The organism is Arthrobacter woluwensis, from assembly GCF_030816155.1.
Lineage (GTDB): Bacteria > Actinomycetota > Actinomycetes > Actinomycetales > Micrococcaceae > Arthrobacter_E > Arthrobacter_E woluwensis_A.
In genome coordinates this window covers 2924123-2940917 of the sequence record NZ_JAUSXR010000001.1, presented here as the reverse complement: position 1 = coordinate 2940917, position 16795 = coordinate 2924123, and the positions used below count along the sequence as shown (strand labels likewise).

The 16795-nt window shown below is 69.2% G+C and carries 17 protein-coding genes; 7 read left to right on the top strand and 10 right to left on the bottom strand.

What is annotated here, in order from left to right:
• Positions 1 to 33: 33 nt before the first annotated feature.
• A complete protein-coding gene (locus QFZ52_RS13430) occupies positions 34 to 657 on the bottom strand; it encodes an adenylate kinase (RefSeq protein ID WP_307498090.1) in 624 nt (207 codons plus the stop codon).
• Positions 658 to 718: 61 nt separating this feature from the next.
• Here QFZ52_RS13430 and QFZ52_RS13425 point away from each other — a divergent pair, with 61 nt between their 5' ends.
• Positions 719 to 907, top strand: coding sequence for a KOW motif-containing protein (locus QFZ52_RS13425; protein WP_307498089.1), 189 nt, complete (start codon positions 719 to 721; stop codon positions 905 to 907).
• Positions 908 to 935: 28 nt separating this feature from the next.
• On the opposite strand, the gene QFZ52_RS13420 is transcribed toward QFZ52_RS13425, so the two are convergent.
• The 3 genes from QFZ52_RS13420 to QFZ52_RS13410 form a co-directional block, all read right to left on the bottom strand.
• Complete coding sequence (locus tag QFZ52_RS13420) at positions 936 to 1484, bottom strand: hypothetical protein (protein ID WP_307498087.1); 549 nt, start codon at positions 1482 to 1484, stop codon at positions 936 to 938.
• A 79-nt stretch (positions 1485 to 1563) separates the two neighbouring features.
• Positions 1564 to 2466, bottom strand: coding sequence for a hypothetical protein (locus QFZ52_RS13415; RefSeq protein WP_307498086.1), 903 nt, complete (start codon positions 2464 to 2466; stop codon positions 1564 to 1566).
• Positions 2467 to 2478: 12 nt separating this feature from the next.
• The gene (locus QFZ52_RS13410) at positions 2479 to 3477 is read right to left on the bottom strand and encodes an SPFH domain-containing protein (protein WP_307498085.1); all 999 of its coding nucleotides are present in this window, start codon (positions 3475 to 3477) and stop codon (positions 2479 to 2481) included.
• A gap of 102 nt (positions 3478 to 3579) precedes the next feature.
• Between QFZ52_RS13410 and QFZ52_RS13405 the strand changes: the two genes are divergently transcribed.
• Entirely contained in the window at positions 3580 to 4314 is a 735-nt protein-coding gene (locus tag QFZ52_RS13405) for an NUDIX hydrolase (RefSeq protein WP_307498084.1), read from the top strand.
• Positions 4315 to 4443: 129 nt separating this feature from the next.
• Positions 4444 to 5028, top strand: coding sequence for a histidine phosphatase family protein (locus tag QFZ52_RS13400; RefSeq protein WP_307498083.1), 585 nt, complete (start codon positions 4444 to 4446; stop codon positions 5026 to 5028).
• 29 nt (positions 5029 to 5057) lie between these two features.
• On the opposite strand, the gene QFZ52_RS13395 is transcribed toward QFZ52_RS13400, so the two are convergent.
• The 3 genes from QFZ52_RS13395 to QFZ52_RS13385 all read right to left on the bottom strand — a co-directional run bounded on the left by QFZ52_RS13395 (position 5058) and on the right by QFZ52_RS13385 (position 7595).
• Complete coding sequence (locus QFZ52_RS13395; protein ID WP_307498082.1) at positions 5058 to 6116, bottom strand: App1 family protein; 1059 nt, start codon at positions 6114 to 6116, stop codon at positions 5058 to 5060.
• Positions 6117 to 6271: 155 nt separating this feature from the next.
• Positions 6272 to 6916: an NADPH-dependent F420 reductase gene (locus tag QFZ52_RS13390; protein WP_307498080.1), complete on the bottom strand. Its 645-nt coding sequence runs from the start codon at positions 6914 to 6916 to the stop codon at positions 6272 to 6274.
• Positions 6917 to 6995: 79 nt separating this feature from the next.
• Positions 6996 to 7595: a TetR/AcrR family transcriptional regulator gene (locus tag QFZ52_RS13385; protein ID WP_307498079.1), complete on the bottom strand. Its 600-nt coding sequence runs from the start codon at positions 7593 to 7595 to the stop codon at positions 6996 to 6998.
• A 136-nt stretch (positions 7596 to 7731) separates the two neighbouring features.
• Here QFZ52_RS13385 and QFZ52_RS13380 point away from each other — a divergent pair, with 136 nt between their 5' ends.
• The 4 genes from QFZ52_RS13380 to QFZ52_RS13365 are packed head-to-tail and all read left to right on the top strand — an operon-like array spanning position 7732 to position 14067.
• On the top strand, positions 7732 to 9069 hold the full coding sequence (locus QFZ52_RS13380; RefSeq protein ID WP_307498078.1) for an ABC transporter substrate-binding protein: 1338 nt from the start codon (positions 7732 to 7734) through the stop codon (positions 9067 to 9069).
• Positions 9066 to 9989: a carbohydrate ABC transporter permease gene (locus tag QFZ52_RS13375; protein WP_307498077.1), complete on the top strand. Its 924-nt coding sequence runs from the start codon at positions 9066 to 9068 to the stop codon at positions 9987 to 9989. The genes QFZ52_RS13380 and QFZ52_RS13375 overlap by 4 nt, the downstream gene beginning before the upstream one ends.
• Positions 9986 to 10900 (top strand): carbohydrate ABC transporter permease, encoded by a 915-nt coding sequence (locus QFZ52_RS13370; protein ID WP_307498075.1) that lies wholly within the window; start codon positions 9986 to 9988, stop codon positions 10898 to 10900. The genes QFZ52_RS13375 and QFZ52_RS13370 overlap by 4 nt, the downstream gene beginning before the upstream one ends.
• Positions 10897 to 14067: a glycoside hydrolase family 2 TIM barrel-domain containing protein gene (locus tag QFZ52_RS13365; protein WP_307498074.1), complete on the top strand. Its 3171-nt coding sequence runs from the start codon at positions 10897 to 10899 to the stop codon at positions 14065 to 14067. Before QFZ52_RS13370 ends, QFZ52_RS13365 begins: the two co-directional genes overlap by 4 nt.
• A 145-nt stretch (positions 14068 to 14212) precedes the next feature.
• On the opposite strand, the gene QFZ52_RS13360 is transcribed toward QFZ52_RS13365, so the two are convergent.
• From QFZ52_RS13360 to QFZ52_RS13350, 3 genes are all read right to left on the bottom strand, one after another.
• Positions 14213 to 15148 (bottom strand): nucleotidyl transferase AbiEii/AbiGii toxin family protein, encoded by a 936-nt coding sequence (locus QFZ52_RS13360; RefSeq protein WP_307498072.1) that lies wholly within the window; start codon positions 15146 to 15148, stop codon positions 14213 to 14215.
• Positions 15145 to 15810, bottom strand: coding sequence for a type IV toxin-antitoxin system AbiEi family antitoxin domain-containing protein (locus QFZ52_RS13355; RefSeq protein WP_307498070.1), 666 nt, complete (start codon positions 15808 to 15810; stop codon positions 15145 to 15147). Before QFZ52_RS13355 ends, QFZ52_RS13360 begins: the two co-directional genes overlap by 4 nt.
• 153 nt (positions 15811 to 15963) lie before the next feature.
• Positions 15964 to 16794, bottom strand: coding sequence for a bifunctional allantoicase/(S)-ureidoglycine aminohydrolase (locus tag QFZ52_RS13350; protein WP_307498068.1), 831 nt, complete (start codon positions 16792 to 16794; stop codon positions 15964 to 15966).
• Position 16795: the final 1 nt, after the last annotated feature.

Genomic DNA, 16795 nt, shown 5'->3' with positions numbered 1-16795 from the left:
TCCGGCGTGTTTCCTGACGGTGTCGGAGCTGTTTTATCTGCCGTCGTAGGACGGGGCCCGCTCGCCGTCGTGGGTCTCCGGGCGACGGGACGAGGGTGCCGCCTGCGCCTCGAGCCAGCGGTCCAGCTCGGCGGCCTTGCGGAACACCAGGACGGGCGGGGCCGAAGGGTCGTCCGCCCAGGCATGGATCCGGGCACGCTTCCCCGGGAAGCTCCGGAAATGCCACAGCAGGATGGAATCGTTGGAAAATGTCTGCCGCAGGGTCTCGATGTTCCCGTTGCATGCCGGCGTGCGGTCCTTGACCCGCAGGAACGTCCGCCGCACCAGACGGCCGAACGAGAACAACCGCGAGTAGTCCAGCCCGACCACCAGTTCCACCCGGGCCAGCGCCGCGTCCCGGAACTGACGGTATGCGCTGTCCAGGATCCACTCATCGCATGCGACGATGTCCTCCGCGATGGCTCTCATGTCCTCATCGGTGCGGTTGGCCCAGGGTGCCTCGGACGCAGGCAGCCAGCCGATCTCATCGTCCGACGAGTGCCACGGGATCCCCGTGATCCGGCTCAGCCGGGCCGCCGCCGTCGACTTCCCTGTTCCGGCCACGCCGTAGATCAGGATCCTTCGGGGCAGGGGGAAATCCACGGACGCTCGGCTCATGGCCCCAGCCTACCCAGAGGCCCGTGCCGGTCAGGGGAATCCTCCTCAGTATCATGGCCGCATGAACCAGGAATCCGTGTCCGTGCAGAACGGTCAGCGCTGCGACGTCATCGCGGGCACCCACGCCGGGAAGTCCGGAATCGTGCAGGACGTCAACACGAGCAAGACCGGTGCGGTCACCCTCACCGTGCTTCAGCCCGACGCCGTCCGGTTCAAGACCCTCGCGAAAAACGTCCGGATCACCGGCTGACCGCCGGATGCCCTGAGGACAGCAGGACTCAGCGCGCGACGACGGCCAGCGGCCTCTGCGGCGCCGCGCAGCTGGCGAGGGGAGGCCCGGCGTCGGCGTGGGCAGCGAAGGCCGCGGCCCCGGAGTTCTGGCGGTCCGGAGTCGATCCCGCGCGGCGGGCGGAATCGAAGCAGGTGTCGATGCCGTACGGGGTGGCGGTGACCGTGTAGTCGCCGGGCGGGACATTTCCCGGCACATTCAGGGTGGTGCGGAAGCCGCCGTCGTCGCTCATCGGGACGAGCAGCCGGACGACGCTCGTGGACGTCCGGTCCATCAGCTGGACCTCGGCTTGAGCATTCGCGCCGTAATGCGGATGGCATTCGGCGTCGGGCGCCTCCACGGTCAGGGTGTCCCCGGGGTGGGCGGTCGGAGCGCTGAGGTGAAACGCCGGGGGCAAACACGGGGCGGACGGCGGGAACTTCTGGCCGTTCAGAGCCATCATCCCGAAGAAACCTGCCAGCAAAAGGACGCCGAGGCCGAGAAGACCGAGGTTGAACAGGCGCCAGAGGCGCGTGGCAGGATCGCTGCGAGTGCTCATGCCCTCATTCTGGCGGAGATGAGGGAGACGGCGGTGACGATCCCATCACGATCGTCGGGGAAGCAGTGAACGGCCGGGTTCACGCCACCAGATTCAAGGGGGCCGGGTCCAGTCCCACCAGGACCTCCTGGCCCCAGGTCAAGGTCAGCCGGTCGTCCTCCATGCCGTCGCCGAACACCACGAGCTGTTCCGAAGACACCGTGACGCTGAGAGACTCGCCGGGCTGGAGGAGCCCCTCGGTCAGCGTCGCCCCGGTCGCCGGGGAAGGCCAGGCCTCGCGGACGAACCACGCCAGCTGCGGATCGGTCGGCGCGGGCAGGGTCCGTCCTCCCCGCTCCCCGGCGATCGACGCGCACCAACCCGTGGACCCGGTTCCCGTGGAGACGATGAGGCCGGAGGAGGACTGCCGTTCCCGCTGCCCGTCCGGGGTGCGCAGTTCATAGCGCGCGGACTGATGCGAGGCGTGCCCCAGGAACACCTCGTTGAGGGCGGAGAGCTCCTGACCGTCATCCGTGCGAGCAGTCACCATGGAGAGCCGCTCCTGCGGCAGACCCCAGGCGCCCGGCGTCCCGGCGGCGGCCTGGGCGAGCAGCGCCGCCGCCCGCTGCGGGCTGTGGCGGACGAGCACTCCCGGGTTGCGGCGCGGCTCGGCGTTGACGCCGATCACGGGCTGGCCCGCGAGGTACTTCGCCGTGTTCGCCACCAGGCCGTCCTGCCCGACCACCACCACGACGTCGTCGGGCGCCATGAGGAAGCGGCTGAGGTCCGCGCGTTCCACTTCTCCCGTCCGCCAGCCGGCGGGAACCGCCTGGCGGAGCGCGGCGCGGGCTTCGGTGAGGGTGTCGTGCGCCGCCTGCACCTCCGCCAGATCGCGGTCGCGGACCTTGAGGAAGAACTCCACCTGGCCACGCGTCCCGTGCCGGTCCAGAAGTTCGTCCAGCTCGGTCCGGCGGTGGACCAGGACCATCCGGGGATTGGCCATGATCAGTCCTCTCTACTTCTTCGCCGCGGTCAGGGCGGCCAGTGCGGTTCCGAGCATGTCCGGAGTGATGGTCAGGTTCTGGATGCCGGGCAGGTTCGCCGCGGCCTCCTTCAGCGCCAGCGCCAGCAGGATGCCCTGGTCGAGACCGCGGTAGGTGTCCATGGTGGCCTTCTCGCGGGCCGCCTCGGCTTCACCCACCAGCTTGATCCTGCCAGCTTCGGCCTCCGCCGCGATCGCGCCGCGCTCGGCCGCGGCCTGCGCTTCGATGCCGGCGGCCGCTGCGCGTTCCTCCGCCTCACGGCGGGCGTTGGCGCCCTCCTGGGCCACCAGGTTCTCCCGGCGGGCCGCGAGTTCGATCTGATTGGCCAGTTCATTCTCGGCGATGGCGCGTTCACGTTCGACGGCGAGTGCCCGCCGTTCGAAGGTGGCGCGGTCCGCCTCGGCCTGGAGCTGCTCCCGGACCGGGGTCTGCAGCGCACGCTCCACCTCGGCCTCGGGCCGGATGGCGAGGACGTGCACGCCGAGCACCGCGATCCCGGTGTCCTGGAGGCGGGCGTCCCGGGTCAGGGTCCCGAACAGGACGTCCCGCAGCGGGGCAGCCCCGTTGCTTAAGGCGTCGGCCAGGGTGAAGCGGGCGACGTGGTCGTTCGCGGCCGCCTGGCAGAGCTGGCCGATGATCGTCTCGACCTGCTGGGCGCCGGTCGCGGGGGCCTCGTCCTTCTTCTTGAGGCCGAAGTCCAGGCGGGCGCTCGCGAGCACCGGGTCGGTGAAGCGGTACGTGATGTTGGCCTGGACGCTGACGTCCTGGTGATCCTGGGTGAGGGCGTGGAAGAGGGTCGGCAGTTCGCGGTCCTCCACGGGGATCTCGCTCAGCACGGAGATCCCGGGACGGTACCAGAACGCCTGTCCCACTCCCTGGTGGCGGACCTGCCCACCCTGGACGTGGACCACGTAGCCGGTGGGGCCGCCGAGGAAGTGGTTGATCCAGGGGTAGCTCTTGATGGTGGTCATGATGTCTCTCCTTCACTAGTTATCGTCAACTTGACGATAACTGAACTCTAGAAGGTCTCGGCCATTAATGTCAAGGTGACGATAAATGCTAGGCTGAGCATCATGACGAACCGGAAGTCTGACTCCCTCGCTGCTTTCCACGCCTTCCCGGTCACCGTGGACATCGTCGCGCTCACCGTGCGCGATGCCGCGCTGCACGTGCTGCTGGTGCGCCGTCTGCTCGAGCCGTTCAAGGACCGGCTGGCGCTGCCGGGCGGCTTCGTCCTGCCGGGGGAGGAGCTTCCCGCGGCGGCGCGACGGGAGCTCGCCGAGGAGACCGGCGTCGAACGCTTGCCCGGCCATCTCGAGCAGCTGGCCAGCTACGGCCCCGCCGGCCGTGACCCCCGGGGCGATGTCCTGACGGTCGCCCACCTGGTGCTCGCGCCGGACTTCCCCGTGGTCGCGGGCGGCGGCGACGCGAGTGAGGCCCTCTGGGTCCCGGTGGACCGGGTGCTGGGCGACGCCGGCGCCCTGGCCTTCGACCATGCGCGGATCCTGGCCGACGGCGTGGAGCGGGCGCGCGCCAAGCTGGAGTACTCGCCCCTGGGGGCGGCGTTCTGCGGTGACGAATTCACCATCGCACAGCTGCGGGGCGTCTATGAGGCGGTGTGGGGCGTCCGCCTCGATCCGCGGAACTTCCACCGCAAGGCCACGGGCGCCGCGGGATTCCTCGAGGAGACGGGCGAGGTGTCCTCGGGCGATGCCGGCCGGCCTGCCGCCCTGTACCGGCTGGCACCGGAGGCCCGCACAGGAAACCGCGCGGTGCTGAACCCGCCGCTCATGCGACCGGTGGTTTGACGCTCCGGTCTGAGCCGGGGTTCGAGGCGCGCATCGCGGGTGGCGGCCCGGACCGCGGCCGGCTGGTTCGTCGGAGCGCCCGTCTTTGAGACACTGGAATCAGACCCACCCCGCTCCGGAAGGCATCCCATGGCAAGCACTCTGCATCTCGTCCGACACGGCCAGACGGACTGGAACGTGCAGCGCCGCTTCCAGGGGCAGACGGACATCCCTCTGAACCAGACCGGCGTCGAGCAAGCGGCAGGGGTCGCCGAGGCGCTGCGTGAGGTGCCGCTGGCCACCGTCGTGACCTCGACTCTGGGCCGCGCCGTGGCCACCGGCCGGGCCATTGCCGACGCGCAGGACCTCCCCGCTCCCGCCGCGGACGCCCGCCTCATGGAGCGGCACTTCGGCGAGGCCGAAGGCATGCACGACGACGACGTCAAGCGCCTCTTCCCCGACCGCGAGCAGATCCCGGGCCGGGAGAGCGATGAGGAGTTGCGCGCGCGAGCGTTCGGAGCGCTGGAGGAACTGGCCGCGGCATTCGACGGTGAGGAGATCGCCGTCGTGAGCCATGGCGGCTGGATGGCCATGGTCCTGCGCACGCTGGTCGGCGAGGCGTACGACTACTCCACGCTCACCAACTGCTCCGTGCACACCCTGGTCTGGGATGCCGCCACGGGCGAGGTCCGGGTCGCCGGGGTGGAGACCGCCGCGCAGCTCGTCCGGGACTAGCAGCCGGTCCGGACGGGACGAGTCCGGGCCTAGACGAGCCCGATCTTCCGGAGCTGTTCCGCCAGCCCGGCGCCGTCCGGGGCGTAGACCCACGGGATGGCCGAACCCGAGTGGTCCATGTCCGGGGTGTGTCCGCCGGCCAGGACGGCTTCGCCCACGGAGAGCTGCCGGATGGCGACGGCCGCCACGTTCTCGGGATGCCGCTGGGCGAATTCCGAATAGATGGCTTCGTCGTGCTGGCCGTTGTCGCCCACCAGGAGCCATTTCACCCGGGGGAATTCCTGCGCCAGCCGTTCCAGGTTGTCCTGCTTGTGCTCCCGGCCGCTGCGGAACCAGCGGTCCTCGGTGAGACCCCAATCGGTCAGGAGCATGGGTCCCACCGGGTAGAGGTTGCGGTGCAGGAAACGGCTCAGCGTCGGGGCGGCGTTCCACGGGCCGGTGGAGAGGTAGAACGCGGGGGCGCCGGGGTGGGCGCGCAGAATCCGTTCGTACAGCACGGCCATGCCGGTGGTGGCCATCCGGGCGCGTTCGTTCAGGACGAAGGCGTTCCAGAACGCCAGCAGGGGCCGGGGGAGCGCCGTGACCATGACCGTGTCGTCGATGTCGGAGAGGATGCCGAACTCCATGTCCGGCGGCAGCACCAGCAGCGCCGCCTCGGCGGCGGGAGTCCCGGAGGCGCGGATCGTGGCGGTGTGCCAGCCCGGTTCCAGGCTCACCTCCACGGTGGTGTCGACGAGGCCGCCGCGGTCCGCCTTCACCCGCACCCGCGCGTCGCCGATCTCGATGTCCACTTCGCGCTCCGGAATCGGAACAGAGGTGAAGGCGCGCCAGCCGCGGATGTTCTGATTGCCGTTCCGGGCCGCGCGGTCGGCGCGACTGCCCGGCAGCAGACGGGAGGCGAGCATGACGCGGGCCAGGATCCGGACCTGCGTGGTGGAGCCATAGCCCATATAGGGGACGGTCGCAGGCTGGAAATGCGTCTTCCGGGCCATCTTCAGGCGCGCCGAATTGATGAAGGAGGAGATCCTGTGGGCCGCCCCGAAGAGCGGGTTGCCTGCCCAGGAGCGGCGGGCTGGCTCATGCTGCATGGGGTTAACTCTGTCACAGACTGCGGGCCGCGCCCCGGCGGCGCGGCCCGCAGTCTGTTTGCCCTGGTCCGGACGGTGTCACAACTGTGCACCCCGCGAACAGCGGTGGTCCCCGGGCCGACCGTCCGACCCGTCCGACTCAGGGAGCCCTTGGCTCAGATGGTGCGCGGCGCCTTCGCCAGGTTCGCTTCCAGCTCGGCCGCGTTCTGCCGGACGACGTACGCCGGGCGGTCACGCTCCACGCGCCAGCTCTCCGAGAGCGGGCCGACGTTCACGGTGTCGAAGCCGAACTCGTCGTAGAGGCGCGTGACGAGGGCTGCCGCCTCGGGGACGTCGCTCGCGGTGGCCAGGGCGCGGCGGTTCTCCGTGCCGGAGGGGGCGCCGTCCGTGGTGATGTCGGCTGCCGCGATGTGGTTGAAGCCCTTGGCGACCTTCGACTCGGGCAGGTGTTCCTGCAGGAGTCCGGAGGTGGTGGCTTCGCCGCGATCCAGGGCGTCGATGTGCCCGTCGCGCTCCCAGTAGTAGTTGTTGGTGTCGATGACGACCTTGCCCGCCAGCGGCGCCACGGGGACGTCCTGATAGGCCTTCAGCGGGACCGTGACGACGGCGAAGTCGCCGGCCGCTGCCGCCTCCTCAGCCGTCGCGGCCCGCGCCCGGGGGCCGAGCTCCGTCACCAGCTCAGTGAGGGTCTCCGGCCCGCGCGAGTTGCTGATCACGACGTCGTACCCCAGTTCTACCGCCTTGCGGGCGACCTGGCTGCCGATGTTTCCTGCTCCGATGATTCCAATGGTTTCGCTCATGTCCGGCACAACCGGCTCCGGGCGGACTCCATTCCGGCATTGAGAAATATGACGCGGAATGAATCAGTGGGGGCCGGGGTCACTCCGGGAGCAGGATCAGGTCGAGATAGGCCTCCAGGCTGGCGGCCACATCCACCGTGTCCGGCGCGTAGAGGCGCTGGAGCTGCACACCGTCCCAGAGGCCGATCAGGGATGCGGCCGCCTGCGCGGGGTCGACGCCGGGGCGCAGCTTCCCGGCTGCACGCAGCGCCTCGAGTTCGCTGGTGTACTCCTCTCGCAGCCGCTCGAAGCGCTGGGTGAAGTAATCCCGCCCCGGATGGCCTTCCGTAGTCGATTCGCCGCTGAGCACGGCGTAGAGCTGGGTGAGGCCCGCGATGTCCACGTTGGCCCGCGCCTGCAGGAGCACCATGTCCCGGAACGGCATGGGTCCGAGGCGGGACACGCCTCCGATGTCGCGCTGTTCGAGGACTTCCAGGAGGAGGTCGCTCTTGCGCTTGAAGTGGTGCAGGAGGCTCGTCTGGCTCATGCCCACCTCGTCGGCCACATCCTGCAGGCTTCCCGCGTGATAGCCGCGCGTGGCGAACACGTTCAGGGCGGCGTCGACGATCTTCTGGCGGGTCGCCGCCGTCTTGGCGTAGGGGCCGCGTTTGCCGGTGCGGGGTGCTCGCTGGACGCTCATGGAGTGGAGCTTAGCGCCGGTGTGGCGAACTCGGTGAAATCAGAGTGAGTACTCGAAATTTGTGTTAGCCTCGTCACACTGGCCGCGCCGGCCTCCGTCGTCCGGCGCCCGCTACAGGTACAGAGAGGTATGTGTCATGCCCCATGTTTCCCGGAGACGGCTGCTCGGCACAGGGCTGGGCGCCCTGTCCCTGGCCGCACTCGGCGCCTGCGCCACTCCCGGCACGCACTCCGTCAACGCCGATCCGGCCATCCCCGCCGCGACGGGGGAGAAGATCCGGCTCACCTACTGGGCCTGGCTCAAGGATTTCCAGAAGGTGGCCGACCTCTGGAACGCCAAGAATCCCCAGGTCCAGGTGGACGTGGTCTGGATCCCGGGAGGCAACTCGGGCGGATACCAGAAGATGTACTCGGCGCTCGCCGCCGGCGCCGGCCCGGATCTGGCACAGATCGAATTGCGGTCCATCCCCGAGTTCATGCTGGTCAACGGCCTCGTGGACCTGAACCGCTACGGCGCGCAGGAGTTCGCCCCGCTCTACGACCCCACGCTCTGGGGCCAGGTCAGTTTCACCGGCGGCGTCTACGGGATCCCTCAGGACTCCGGCCCCATGGCGACCTTCTACCAGCCCGCGCTCCTCGAGAAGGTGGGGGCCACCCCTCCGAAGACCTGGAACGAGTGGGCCGCCGTGGGCAAGGAGCTGCGGCGCGCGGGCAGTTACATCGACTGCTTCGCGATCAGCGACGCGAGCCCCTTCGCCGGCTTCGCGGGCCAGGCGGGCGCCACCTGGTTCCGGCCCGAGGAGGACGGCTGGGTCATCAACATGACGGATGACGCCACCCTGAACGTCGCGCGCTTCTTCGACAAGGCGATCGACGACGGCCTGGTCCAGACCGGCTTCGCCCACTACAGCCCGGCCTGGTTCGCCGCGGCCGCCAAGGGCGGCATCGCCTCCATCACGTCCGGCAGCTGGGGCGACGCCCTCGTGGAAGGCGTCAGCGGCGGCAAGGGCAAATGGAAGGCCGCCCCCATGCCGGTCTGGGGCAAGACCGGGTTCGGGTCCAGCTACCTCGGCGGCTCCACCACGGCCATCCTCGCCGGCAGCAAGCACCCCCGCGAGGCCCTCGAATTCGCCGTCTGGCTGACGACCTCCCACGAGGGCATCGACGCCATGATCAAGCACAGCGGCATCGGCTGGTCACCCGCCAAGGACTTCGTCGGCACCGCCCGTCAGCAGCCCTCGGAGTTCTTCAGCGGGCAGAACTACTTCAAGGACGTGCTGATCCCGGCGAGCCGCGAACAGAACCCGAAGTGGTCCTGGTGGCCTGTCACGCAACAGAGCTTCAACATCCTCAGTGACGGCTTCCGGAAGAAGGCGAGCGGCACCTCCCTGGTGGACGCTGTGGCCTCCGCCGAGAAGGACGTCATGACCGTCTTCAGGAACAAGGGCCTGACCATCAGGAAGGAACAGGCATGAGCAGCACACCAGCCGCAGCACCGTCCAGGGGCGGCCGATCCCGGGCCGCGGCCCGCGCCCCCTGGATCCTCCTGGCGCCCTTCCTGGCCCTCTTCACCCTGACCTTCGTCCTGCCCATCCTCGTGGCCCTCGTCTCCAGCTTCACCAAGGTCACGCGCAGCGGGCTCTTCGGGGAGAAGGGCGTGACCAGCGGGTTCGCCGGCTTCGACAACTACGCCCAGGCCCTCGGCGACGCCAATTTCATCGCCTCGATCGGGCGCGTGCTGCTGTTCGGCGTCGTGCAGGTGCCCGTCATGATCGTCCTCTGCACCGTCCTGGCCCTCCTGCTGGAATCGGCCTCGGCCCGGTGGCCCGGCTTCTTCCGCGCCGCCTACTTCATGCCATACGGCGTGCCCGGCGTGATCGCCACGATCCTGTGGTCCTTCCTCTACGTGCCCGGCCTGAGCCCGTTCATCGACATCGCCGGGAGCATGGGCATCACGCTGGACTTCCTGGGGCCCGATCACGTGCTGTGGTCTATCGCGAACATCGTGACCTGGAGCTACACGGGCTACAACATGCTCATCATCGTCGCGCAGCTCAAGGCCATCCCGGCCGAGCTCTATGAGGCGGCCCGCGTGGACGGCGCCTCGCCGTGGCGGATCGCCCGGAGCATCCAGCTGCCGCTCATCACCCCGGCGCTGGTCCTGACCACGGTGTTCTCCATCATCGGAACCCTGCAGCTTTTCGCCGAGGCTCAGGTCCTGAAGACCTCGGCCCCGGCCATCGACAGCCAGTACACGCCGAACCTTTCGGCCTACTCGACGGCGTTCGCCTACAACGACTACAACGTCGCCGCCGCGCAGGCCGTCCTGATCGCGCTCGCGGCCTTCATCCTCTCCTTCGTCTTCCTCCGCCTCACGAACAGGAAGTCCTCATGACCAGCACCACGGCCACTCCCGCCACCCGTCGCGCCGCCGAGGCGTCCCGCTCCGGCGCCGCACCGCGCACCGGCCGCAAGCGGTCCAGCACCATCATTGTCACGGCGATCCTCGTCGTCGTCGCGCTGTACTTCCTGGTGCCCGTGTACTGGGTCCTGGTGGCGTCGACCAAGACCACGCAGGACCTCTTCTCCACGAACGGCTTCCTGTTCTCCGGGCAGTTCGCCCTCTGGGACAACCTCGCGAGGGTGCTGAGCTACGACGACGGCGTCTTCCTCCGCTGGTTCCTGAACTCGGTCCTCTACGCCGGAGTCGGCGCGCTGCTGGCGACCTATCTCGCCGCCGCGGGCGGTTACGCCCTCGCCAAGTACGAGTTCCGTGGCCGCAACGCCGTGTTCGGCACAATCCTCGGCGGCGTCCTGGTCCCGGGCACCGCCACGGCCCTGCCCATGTTCCTGCTGTTCAGCCAGTTGGGCCTCGCCAACACCTACTGGTCGGTGCTCATCCCGTCCCTGGTGTCCCCGTTCGGCCTGTTCCTCTGCCGCATCTACGCCCAGGCCACGGTGGACACGGCCCTGATCGAGGCGGCGCGCATCGACGGCGCCGGGGAGCTGAAGATCTTCCACACCATCGGTCTGCGCGTCCTCACGCCGGCCCTGGTCACGGTGTTCCTGTTCCAGCTCGTCGGAATCTGGAACAACTACTTCCTGCCGCTGGTCATGCTCTCGGACAGCAAGCTGTACCCGATCACGCTCGGCCTGAACAACTGGCTGTCCCAGGTGGACCGCCTGCCCGAGTTCTACGAACTCACCACAGGCGGCGTGCTGCTCTCCATCATCCCGCTGGCCATCGCCATGATCGTCCTGCAGCGCTTCTGGCGCGGGGGCCTGACCGAAGGAGCCGTCAAATGACCGCCGCCTACCTCACCAGCACCGCGCCCGGCGAGGGACGCCGCAGCCCGGCCCGTGCGCGGCTCGCCTCGGACGCCCCGGAGCTGAGCCTCGACGGCGACTGGGACTTCCGCCTCCTTCCGGCCGCGCCCGGAACCCCGGCGGGGGCACTGGCCCTGCCCGACGGCGAAGGCGCCGAGGACTTCGCGGCCCCCGGCTTCAGCACCGACGACTGGGACACCCTGCCGGTCCCGTCCCATTGGGTGCTCCAGGGTGACGGGAAGTACGGCCGTCCGATCTACACGAACGTCCAGTTCCCGTTCCCCTGTGAGCCGCCGTTCGTCCCGGACGCGAACCCGACCGGTGACCACCGCCGCGTCTTCACGCTGCCCGAGAGCTTCGACGGCGCCGAACGCGTCCTGCTCCGCTTCGACGGGGTGGAGTCGCGGTACAAGGTGTGGATCAACGGGACGGAGATCGGCGTGGGGTCGGGCAGCCGCCTGGCGCAGGAATTCGACGTCACCGAGGCCGTGCGCCCGGGGGAGAACGTGCTCGCGGTCCGGGTGCACCAGTGGTCCGCCGCCAGCTATCTCGAGGACCAGGACCAGTGGTGGCTGCCGGGCATCTTCCGCTCGGTCACGCTGCTGGCGCGTCCCGTGGGCGGGATCGATGACCTCTGGCTGCGCACCGCGTACGACGGCGACGCATCCGGAACCGGGCAGGGCACGATCGTGCCCGAGGTGAGTGCGGGGGAGGCAGCGTTCCCGGTCCGGTTCCGGATCGCGGAACTGGACGTCGACGTCGTCTGGGAGCGCCCCGGCGACGTGACCCCGGTGGTGGTGGCCGGCGTCGAGCCGTGGAGTGCCGAGACGCCGCGGCTCTATGAGGCGACCGTCGAGGCGCAGGGCGAGACCGTCACCCAGCGGATCGGCTTCCGCACGGTGCGGATCGAGGGCGACCGGTTCCTGGTCAACGGCCGGCGCGTGGTGTTCCACGGCGTCAACCGGCACGAGACGCATCCCGAGCGGGGGCGTGCCTTCAACGAGGAGTTCGCCCGCGAGGACCTGCTGCTGATGAAGCGCTTCAATGTCAACGCGATCCGCACGAGCCACTACCCGCCGCATCCGCGCCTGCTGGATCTGGCCGATGAGCTGGGATTCTGGGTGATCCTGGAATGCGATCTGGAGACGCACGGCTTCGAGCGGCACGGCTGGGACGGCAACCCCGGCGACGACCCCGTCTGGCGCGACGCGCTGCTGGACCGCATCGAACGGACCGTGGAGCGCGACAAGAACCACCCCAGCGTCGTCCTGTGGTCGCTGGGCAACGAATCCGGAACCGGCGCGAACCTCGCCGCCATGGCCGCCTGGGTGCACGCGAGGGACCCCGAGCGGCCCGTGCACTACGAGGGCGATTACACCGGCGCGTACACCGATGTGTACTCCCGGATGTACTCCTCCATCCCGGAGACCGAGTCGATCGGGACGGACGGCGCCACCGATCTCCTGCTGGGGTGCAGTGCCGCGGAGTCGCTGCGGCAGCGCCGCAAGCCGTTCATCCTCTGCGAGTACATCCACGCCATGGGCAACGGACCGGGAGCGATCGACCAGTACGAGGACCTCGTGGACCGGCACCCCCGGCTGCACGGCGGCTTCGTCTGGGAATGGCGCGACCACGGACTGCTCAGCCACGCGGAGGACGGCATCCCGTTCTACGCGTACGGCGGTGACTTCGGGGAGGAGATCCACGACGGGAACTTCGTCATGGACGGCATGGTCCTCGCCGACGGCACCCCCAGCCCGGGACTCCACGAGTACCGCCAGGTGGTCTCGCCGCTGCGGCTGACGCTGAGCGGGACGGCCGCTGCACCCGTCGTCCGAGTGGAGAACCGCCGCCACAGCGCGCCGGCGTCGGACGTGCGGATCAACCTGCGGCTGGAGCACGACGGGCGCCCGGTGGACACGGGTGCGCTTGCGATCGTGGGCGACGACGGCGGGGCGCTGGCTGCCGGGGCGTCGGCCGCCTACGCTCTTCCCGCGGTGCCGGTGTCCCCGGAGGGTGAGACATGGCTGACGGCCGAGGTCGTGCTCGCCGCGGACACCGCGTGGGCGGAGGAGGGGCACGTCCTCGCGTCCGCTCAGCTCGACCTGACCCCCGCGCGGGAACGTCGTGCGGGGCCCCGTCCGGCGGCGGCCTCTTCCAGCGCCTCCTCCGGTGCTTCTTCCGGTGTTCCGCGCCGGCTGGAGCTGGGCCCTGCGGTGTTCGACGGCGGCCTGCTCACCTCGCTGGCCGGACAGTCCGTGGAGGCGCCGCGGCTGGAGCTCTGGCGGGCGCCCACGGACAACGACCGCGGGCAGGGCTTCGGCTCCTATGACGCCGCCGACCCGCGCTCGCCGGGCGTCCGGGGGCTCGGCACGGGTCAGCCCGCGCCGACCTGGGAGGAGGTATGGCGGTCGGCCGGACTGGACCGGCTCCACCGCCGGATCGAATCCATGGAGGCGACGGACCGTTCGCTCACGGTCCGCGCCCGGTACGCCGCCGCGGACACCGCCCGGTCCTTCCACCTCGACGAGCACTGGGAGCTGTCCGGGGAGGAACTCTGGTTGCGGCTCGACCTCACTCCGAGCGGGAACCACGTCCCTGACCGGGCCTGGGACCTGCTCCTGCCCAGGATCGGGGTGCGGTTCGGCCTGCCGTCGGAGGTGTCCGGCGCGGAGTGGTTCGGCACCGGTCCCCGTGAGTCGTACCCGGACAGCCGTCACGCGGCGCTCGTCGGGCGGTATGCGGATTCCGTGGAGGGTCTGGGGACGGCGTACTCGCGGCCTCAGGAGAACGGTCACCGGAGCGACGTGCGGGAACTGGAGCTGCTGCTGGGGGGCGCTGGTGGTGGTGCTGACGGTGCTGGCGGTGCTGGCAGCGACGGTGGTCCGGGCAAGCCCTGGCTCCGGGTGGAGGCGGAGCGGGACGCCGCCGGGCGCCTGCCCGGGTTCACGCTGTCCCGGCACACGGCCCAGGAGCTCTCCGGCGCCGCGCACCCGCACGAGCTCCCGGAATCCCGCCGCACGTGGCTCTACCTCGACGCCGCGCAGAACGGCCTCGGCTCGCGGGCCTGTGGTCCGGACGTGTGGCCCGAGCACGCCCTGCGCCCCGAGGCCCGGACGCTGTTGCTGAGGTTCACGGCGCTCTGAGCGGGAGGCGCGGCCCCGCGCCTGTGCCTCAACGCCGACGGCCGCCGTCGTGCCCCTCCTTCGAGAGTGCACGACGGCGGCCGTCGCGGTCAGCGGCTCAGCGCTGAGGAAGCTCGTCCCTCCGCTGACGGCTCTGCGACGCCGCCTACTCCGGGCTTCCGACCCACCCGTGCCCAGGCACCCAGGTCACAGCGTCCGGCATCGGTTCGGAGGACAGCACAGGATCCACCATCCGCCCGACGAGCGCCTCAGCGTTCACGGGATTCAGGTCGGCGCCGACGACGTGCGCCAGGCGTTCGAACTCGCGTCGTCCAGCAGTTGTCGTCCATGGCCTGGGAATCAGGAAAGTGATGTTCTCGGGGGAGAGCTGACCGGTGGCCTTTCTGGCGTCCAGTGCTTTCTGGAGCTCTCTGGCGTTGAGTTGCTGAGTACCCGCGATGACGACCAGGTCCACGAGGTCTTTCACTCGCGTGGAGGGCCGGCCACCGAAGGTCGACATGACGCCGGAGACCTTGTCGGCGACATGATCGGCCAAGGGGTAGAGCCGGTAGGGGGACGTTCTGAGTTTCTTTCCCAGCGCCATGCGGTTGGCCGGTTGCACAACGTCCGTTTTTCCGATGGGCGCGGGAGTAAGAGCGACATCGACGGAGACCTCGCCCAGGTTCCTGCCGGTCTCAGCGTCGCGGGCGACGAACACGGCCTTGCGCAACCGGACTCCGGGTTGATTGCTGCCGCGGCCGGTCGCGATCGTGCGGACCAGTTCGAAGCGCAGATGGTCGCCGAAGTCGACACGAGTGCGTTGTTCCAGGTCGCGAATCGCGTCGTCGAGGTCCTGATCGGTTCCCAGATCCAGGTCCTTCGTGGCCCGGGTGTCAGGGATGCGCGCGAGCATGGCGTTTCCACCCTTGAGCATCCAGCCTTCGCCACCATCGGCGAAGACACGGGAGAGGAACCGGTCGAAACGAGCGATCGTCAGCTGCTCGTGCACGCTTTTAGTGGTCGCGCCGTTCTTGAGGTCCTGCTGGGCCTTGGCCTTCAGTGCCGCAGCCAGTGCCGTCCACGAGGCGTAGCCTTCGCTCACGCGACAGCTCCTAGCGGTTGCAGTCCGGCGTGTTCGTACAGCCACTCCGCGACTGCAGCACCGTCACCGGCCGCGAAACCCCGGGCCGCAGCCATCGGTGCCAGCGCTTCGGAAAGCCGTTGAGGGTGAACGAGCCGTCCAGCCTGGATCGCGTCCCTGACCACGTCGATCACCAGGCTCGACTCGACCCAGGTGGCCATGAGGTCTGCGATCATCCGTTCGACGGTCAGCACGGGCACCGAGGCGGCCCACGTCACGTCCTCTGGGTGCAGCTGCGCGTGCCGGATCCGCACATCCGATTGCCGTGTGGTCTTCCGGGATGCAGAGATCAACTCGTGGTCACCGGGGTAAAAATCACCGAGGCCGTGCAGGATCGCGGCGTCGACACCGGCGACGACCAGACCCTGCGCGCCATGCTCCGACGCCGGGGCGTCGATCCCTTTCAGTGACAGCCATGTCGCCGTGATGTCCTCATGCTCGAGTTCGGGCGCCCCGACCATCCGATAAACACCCCGACGCCCCACGGGAATCAGCACTCCCGCATCCGCCATCCGGGACACCTGGAACGGCGAAACACCCGCCGCACTGGCCTGGGCGGAAGTTACCAGGCCTCCACGGACCTCCCCAAGGTGACCGAGAATGGTCACAGCCTCATATGTCATACATCAATTATAGCGCTGAGCGCTATAAACGAACATAGCCACTCCGCCCCGCGCCTCCCCCCAACGCCGACGGCCGCCGTCGTGCCCCTCCGTGGAGAGTGCACGACGGCGGCCGTCGCGGTCAGCGCCTCAGCGCCGGAAGACCGGTGCCGGTCAGCCCGGCAGCGGAGCGCCGGTGAGCTTGATCTGGCGGTTCTGATCCTTGTAGAGCAGGTAGCGGAACTGGCCGGGGCCGGACGCGTAGCAGGCCTGCGGGCAGAATGCGCGGAGCCACATGTAGTCGCCCGCCTCGACCTCCACCCAGTCCTTGTTGAGCAGGTACATGGCCTTGCCCTCCAGGACGTAGAGGCCGTGCTCCATGACGTGGGTCTCCGGGAAGGGGATCACGCCGCCGGGCTGGAAGGTGACGATGTTGACCTGCATGTCGTGCGCCAGGTCGTCTGACGGCACGAAGCGCTGGGTCTTCCAGACGCCGTCGGTGTCCGGCATCGCGGTGCCTTCGACGTCCTTCTCGTTGGTGACGAAGGACGTGGCCTCGTAGCCTTCGAGACGGTCGTAGGCCTTGCGGATCCAGTGGAACGTGGCGATGTCACCGGTGGTGTTCTCCACACCCCACTCGTCGCCGGCGGCCAGGTAGGCGTAGCCGCCTTCCTCCATGACGTGCTGCTCGCCCTTGAGGTTCAGCGTGAGCGTGCCCTTGACCACGAAGATGACGCCCTCGACGCCGGACTCGAACTCGGCCTTCGGCGCGCCGCCGCCCGGCCCCACCTCGACGATGAGCTGGGAGAACGTGGTGGCGAAGCCCGAGATCGGGCGGGCGATGATCCACGAACGGGTGTTCGTGAAGCCCGGCAGGAGGCTCGTCACGATGTCCGTGAGAACGCCCTTGGGGATGACCGTGTACGCCTCGGTGACGATCGCGCGCTCGGTGGTGAGATGGGTCTGCGGCGGCAGGCCACCCGTGGGGTAGTAGAGATTTCCCATG